The 6,051-nt window shown below is 62.2% G+C and carries 4 protein-coding genes and 1 pseudogene; 3 read left to right on the plus strand and 2 right to left on the minus strand.

Annotated elements, in window-relative coordinates; all coding sequences use genetic code 11:
* Both LCF60_RS23050 and LCF60_RS23055 read right to left on the minus strand, forming a co-directional pair.
* A pseudogene (locus LCF60_RS23050) lies at positions 1–537 on the minus strand (hypothetical protein); the annotation flags it as partial.
* Positions 538–731: 194 nt separating this feature from the next.
* Positions 732–1,568 carry a MurR/RpiR family transcriptional regulator gene (locus LCF60_RS23055; RefSeq protein ID WP_292294882.1) on the minus strand — a complete coding sequence of 279 codons (837 nt, stop codon included), beginning with the start codon at positions 1,566–1,568 and terminating at the stop codon, positions 732–734.
* Positions 1,569–2,007: 439 nt separating this feature from the next.
* Between LCF60_RS23055 and LCF60_RS23060 the strand changes: the two genes are divergently transcribed.
* The 3 genes from LCF60_RS23060 to LCF60_RS23070 all read left to right on the plus strand — a co-directional run.
* Positions 2,008–3,003, plus strand: coding sequence for a succinylglutamate desuccinylase/aspartoacylase family protein (locus tag LCF60_RS23060; protein ID WP_292294883.1), 996 nt, complete (start codon positions 2,008–2,010; stop codon positions 3,001–3,003).
* Between the two features lie 94 nt (positions 3,004–3,097).
* Complete coding sequence (locus LCF60_RS23065) at positions 3,098–4,366, plus strand: ATP-grasp domain-containing protein (protein WP_292294884.1); 1,269 nt, start codon at positions 3,098–3,100, stop codon at positions 4,364–4,366.
* Between the two features lie 17 nt (positions 4,367–4,383).
* Positions 4,384–6,051 (plus strand): CocE/NonD family hydrolase (locus LCF60_RS23070; protein WP_292294885.1); only part of this gene is annotated, 1,668 nt, incomplete at its 3' end.

Here is a 6,051-nt window from a genome sequence, read left to right on the forward strand (position 1 = left end):
CGCGCCGTAGTTCACCAGGATGATGACCGCGAAGATCGCCGCGGCGATGTAGAGCGCGCTCCGACTCGCGTCGCCACCGACGAGCGCGTTGTCGATCGTGTTTCTGATGACGAGCGGAACCGCGAGCTGGGTAGCGGTGAACGCGAGTACACCGAACAGCGCCAACACGAAGTACTTCTTGTACGGTCGCACGAAGGGGAGGAAGCGTCGCAGCACGTGCGGGTCAAACACCCTGCCGAACAGTTGCTCGTCGCGGCTGATCTGCGAGCCGCGGAAGGACACGATATCGAACAGTCCGGTGCGCACCACGCGCATTCCGTCGTTGTCGGGGATGCCTGCGACGTCGACGGGCAGATAGCTGACCGCGACATCCATACCGGAGCGGGCAGCGAAATCTTCAAAAAAAGGCTGTTCCTTTTGCTGCTGGATCAGGCCCGAGCCGACCGGCTGACCAAGAACCCGCAGGTCCAGGGTATCCGCAAACGCACCGCCCCCGATGATCAGGGCTGTGGCACTGGTGGCAAGTAAATTACGCATGTTCTTTTTCCTCTCTGTCAGGCCAAGGTTGGTCCAAAGCCGATCTTGCGCCAGCGGGCCGCAATCGGCTCGAGATGAAAACTGGCTTTCACAATGCTAGCACGGAACCGCTTTTCGTAAAAATGAAATTTCACAATTCGAAGTAAATCACGCCTATCTGAAACAAAATTTTCGCTCGCCGCCCAACGAACCGTTTAAAGTTCCTGCAAAAAATCGTTGGCCGCCTCAATTTCGATCAAACGTTTTCGGCCCGCTTCACCGGCCATTTGGATCGCCCGATTGGCGATGACGTTGAGCAAGGCCATGACCCCAGTATGGCTGAATAACGGTCCGGGTGATTCGGTCATGCAGCGAAAATGCCATGCGACATCGACGCGTAAGGCCATGCTCTGATCGGTGATTAGGGCAACTCGCGCGCCGGTCTTGCCCACCAGTGCCACCAGTTCGTCGAATCGGGCAATCCTTCGACGTAGGCCGAAGATAATTACAACATCTTCGGCCTCGATCCCCGCTACATGTTCGCCAAGGGTCTGCCCCTGCCCAGGCAAGGCCACGCTTCTTTCGACCACCTGCAATAACTGCCATTGTAAGTATTGTGCTAAGGGCGCTCCCGCCCGAAACCCGATGACCCACACCTTGCGGGCGCCAAGCAGCGCCTCGGCGAGGGTCTCGACTTTTGCTCCCCCCACCATACCGTCGACTGTCGCTCTGACGTTACCGATATCGGCCTCGCAATAGGCTTTGGGGTCGTCCGCCACGCCCTTGCCCCCGGTCGCGAGAAACAACCGCGAGCCGCTGGCGCTCTCGTCGCGCGCATGGCGGCGGGCCTCCTCATAAGAGGCATATCCCAGCCTCCGGACAAACCTACTCACAGTGGCATTAGACACCTCCGCGAGTTGGGCGAGCTCCGAGGCCGAATAACTTGCAAGCTCGCCGGGAAAGTTTCGCAGCAACTCCCCGAGTTTGCGCTCTGCGGTGGGGAGATCCGGCATGATGTGGCGCACGCGCGAGTGAAAGGAGCGTTCCTGCATTGGCTTGGCCTCGTGGCTGCGTCTTGTGAAAACATATTTTCACCATAGGCGCAGAACGAATTTCGGCCAAGCCTTTCCACGTATAATCCCGCAAGCACCAATTGGAACAAGGCCATGTTCGCGAAACCGGCATGGACTTAGCCGAGCCTAATTGACTTAGCCATCGCAAACCTTAGGCAAAACCTCAGAGCCTTCGCCTATCTGTTTTGATCACCCCGGCCGAGAGAATAAACACAGAGGCCGGTACTTCGGGGGCAAAGGGGCAAGGATCGGTGTTCGGCGAACGCTTGCAAACGCCACGAACAGGTGCTGTCACGATCCCGTTCGTCAGGCCCCGGATGAAACCTGACCACGCCGGGAACGTTGGCCGCCTTTGTGGCCCGTCGAATACTGGTATGGGTCCCGGTAAAGAGAGCACGCAGGCAGGGAGCACGGCACCATGAAGATCGAACGCCTCACGATCGACGCGGATAGCGCGGGACAGGAATTCTTTCTTCGCGTCTTCCGGTTCCGCGGGACGGGCGACGCCAGTACGGTCTACCTCCAGGCAGCGCTCCATGCCCATGAGGTGCCTGGCACGGTCGCGCTCGATCGGCTGATCCCGCGGCTCGAGAAAGCCGAGCGGGAGGGACGGCTGGCCGCAGACGTGACCGTCGTTCCGCATGCAAACCCGATCGGTCTGAGCCAGGTCCTGTTCGGCGAAACGCTGGGGCGCTTCGATTTCAGCGGACGGGCGAATTTCAACCGCACCTTTCCTGCGTCCGCCAAAGATGGTCAGGCCACGCAACGCGCCGATGATCGCCTGAAGGCGCAGCTTCTGGCCCTTGCGACCGAGGCCGACATCGCGCTCGACCTGCATTGCGACGATGAAGGACCCGTCTATCTCTACGTGCTCGAACGACAGCTTGAGCAAGGCCGCAGATTGGCCCAGTCCTTGGGAGCCTCGGTGATCCTGACCGATTCAGGAGAAGACCCGTTTTCCTTCGTTCTCAAGGTCGCCGAGCGGTGGGCCGGGCAAGGCAGGGAAAACGACGCGCGTTTTTCGGCGACTGTCGAGTTGCGGGGCATGATTGACGTGACGCCGGACTTGGCCGAACAGGACGCTGCGGGGCTCTATCGCTATCTGGTCGATCTCGGCACGGTTGAGGATACCCTGTCGCCGGTGACCCCGCTCGAGCCCGTCACCGGCGATATCGACGCGGCAGAGCTTGTCCTGACACCCGCACCCGGCGCTCTCATGTTGAATGCCGAGGTCGGCGAATGGGTGACCGAAGGGCAGCTGCTGGCCGTCATCGTTACCGAGGCCGGGCTGGAACAGCACGAAATCCGCGCGCCCTTCGACGGGCTGGTCGTGACCCGCAGGGACCGCAGGATCGTGCGCCGTGGCGAATACGTGGTGAAGGTTCTGAGGCATCCGCGCCCCCTGCAAGAATAAAGCAAATCGGCGCAGCCAAACCTGCATGTTCTGAAGACTGGTGGGAACACTGGGCGGCACGGGGAATTGAGACCGTGCAGCAAGGGAGGAACCCATGCAGAAAATCGCCGTCGTCGGATACGACAACTTCACCTCGGATTATCTCGCCGAAACGGCAGGACGGCGCGAGGCTGTCGAATTCGTGCCCGCCCTTACCCGCGAAGAGACGATCATCGAACAAAGCGGCTTCCCTTTCGAAGAGCGCCTTGACCTGGCCGAACGCCGCGCCCGTGAGGCGGGCGCCGAGGCCGTCATCACCTATTGGGATTTCCCCTCATCCGTGATCGCCGCGTTCCTGGCCAAGCGCATGGAGGCTCCCTACGCCTCCGTCGAGGCCGTGATGAAATGCGAGCACAAGTTCTGGTTCCGCCGCGAACAGGCCAAGGTCATGGACACGCCGGGCTTCTGCGCGTTCGACCCGTTCGCGGACGACCCGCTCGACCAGATCACCCTGGACTTTCCGTTCTGGATCAAGCCTGTGGTCGGTCATTCCTCGATGCTTGGCTTCGAGATCAAGAACCGCGAGGATTTCGCGGCGGCGCTGTCCGAGATCCGTTCGGATATCGAGGAACTGACCCGGCCCTTCGCCTACCCGCTGCGTCATACCGAGATGCCGCAGGACCTGGTCGAGTGCGGCCCGACGCTGTGCATGGCCGAAGAACTCATCGCGCAGGGCGATCAGTACACGATCGAGGGTTTCGTCCACGGTGGCGAGATGACCGCCTATGGCACGGTCGCCTCGATCCGCGAGCCGAACGGCCATACCTTCAACCGCTACCAGTACCCGGCCGATATCGACGCCGAGACCCGCAAGAGAATGGAGGACGCCACGGACGCGATCATCCGCCAGATCGGCTATGACACCTGCCCGTTCAATATCGAGTTCTTCCACGACCCCAAAACCGGCCGACTGAACGTCCTGGAGATGAATTCGCGGCTATCGCAATCCCATTCCCACCTGTTCGACAAGGTCGACGGACGGCCCCACCAGACGATCGCGGTCGAGCTTGCACTCGGCGAGACCCCGGAGTGGCGCAGCGGCGCCGGCGACTTCAAGATCGCGGCGAAGCATTTCGTGCGCACGCAAAAGGACGGCGTCGTCAGCCGCGCGCCCGGCGATGACGACCTGAAAAGGCTGCATCACGAAATGCCGGACGTGGTGGTTGAATCCAACGTCTCGAAAGGCGATCGTCTGAGCGAACTGCCCGAACAGGAAAGCTACAGCTACGAACTCGCCGACCTGTTCATCGGAGCGCAGAATGAAGAAGAGCTCTTGCGCAAATACGATCGCGCAATCGAGATCCTGCCCTACGAGATCGACTAACCGGAGTGCCTGCAACAGTGAGTATCCGCGAAGACTTCCCGCACCCGACCGAGCACCTGCGCCATGTCGAGATTCCGCTGCGGGACGGTACCCGTCTCGCCGCGCGGATCTGGCGGCCCGAGAGTGCCGCCCGACGGCCCGTTCCGGCGATCCTGGAATACATTCCGTACCGCAAGAACGACCGGACGGCACAGCGGGATTCGCTCATGCATCCGTATTTCGCAGGGCATGGCTATGCGTCGGTCCGTGTCGATCTTCGCGGCAGCGGCGACAGCGAGGGCGTGCTGACGGACGAATACACCCAGCAGGAACTCGACGACGGGGTCGAGGTGCTGGAATGGCTGGCCGCGCAGGACTGGTGTTCCGGCAAGGTCGGCATGATCGGCATCTCCTGGGGCGGGTTCAATGGCCTGCAGATCGCCGCGATGCAACCGCCCGAGCTGGGTGCTGTCGTGACGGTATGTTCGACCGATGACCGTTACGCCGATGACGTGCATTACATGGGCGGCTGCCTGCTGGGCGACAACATCTCGTGGGCGGAACAGATGTTCGCCTACAACGCGATGCCGCCGGACCCGGCCAATGTGGGCGAGCGCTGGCGCGACATGTGGCTTCAGCGGCTCGAGGCGAACGAGCCGTGGCTCATCACCTGGCTGGAGCACCAGCACCGCGACGCCTACTGGAAGCACGGGTCCATCTGCGAGGACTGGTCGAAGGTCACGACGCCCGTGATGGCCGTGTCCGGATGGGCGGACGGGTATTCCAACTCCGTCTTTCGCCTGATGAAGAACCTGCCCGGGCCGCGCATGGGTCTTGTCGGACCATGGAGCCACAAATACCCGCATATCGGCGTGCCCGGCCCCGCGATCGGCTTTCTACAGGAGTGCCTGCGGTGGTGGGACCGTTGGCTCAAGGATATCGACACCGGCATCGAGGCCGAACCGATGCTCCGGGCGTGGATGCAGGACAGCGTGCCGCCCACGCCGCGCTACGACCACCGCCCCGGCCGCTGGGTGGGCGAGGCCCAGTGGCCCTCGAAGCGGATCGAACCCCAGACATGGCGCCTTGCCCCCGGTGGCCGGCTGCTGCGCGAGGCTGACGCCGGGGCGCCGGACGCGTCCGCCAACCTCGGCGATGTCCCCTTCATGTCGGTAAAAAGTCCTCTTTCCACCGGGGTTTTCGCGGGCAAGTGGTGTTCGTACTCGGCGACGCCGGACCTGCCGAGCGACCAGCGGCAGGAAGACGGCGGCGCGCTTGTCTTCGACAGCGACCGGCTGGAGAACGCGGTCGAAATTCTCGGCGCGGCCGAGATCGAGCTGGAATACGAGGTGGACAAACCGATCGGCATGGTCGCGATCCGTCTTTCGGACGTGGACGAGGACGACCGCGTCACGCGCATCACCTATGCCGTGCGCAACCTGTGCCACGATGGCGGCCACGAAAACCCGCACCCCATCGAACCCGGCGAACGGCGCCGCACGCATATCAAGCTCAACGACATCGCGCAGCGCTTTGCGGCGGGGCACCGCATCCGTATCGCGATCTCGACAAGCTACTTTCCTCTCACTTGGCCTGCGCCCGAACACGCCAAGCTGCGGGTCTTCACCGAGAACTGCCACCTGACCCTGCCGACCCGCCCGCCCGATCCGAAGGACCACGATATCACCTTCGAAGAGGTCGAGACC

Source organism: Marivita sp., from assembly GCF_020055635.1.
Classification (GTDB): Bacteria; Pseudomonadota; Alphaproteobacteria; order Rhodobacterales; family Rhodobacteraceae; genus Marivita.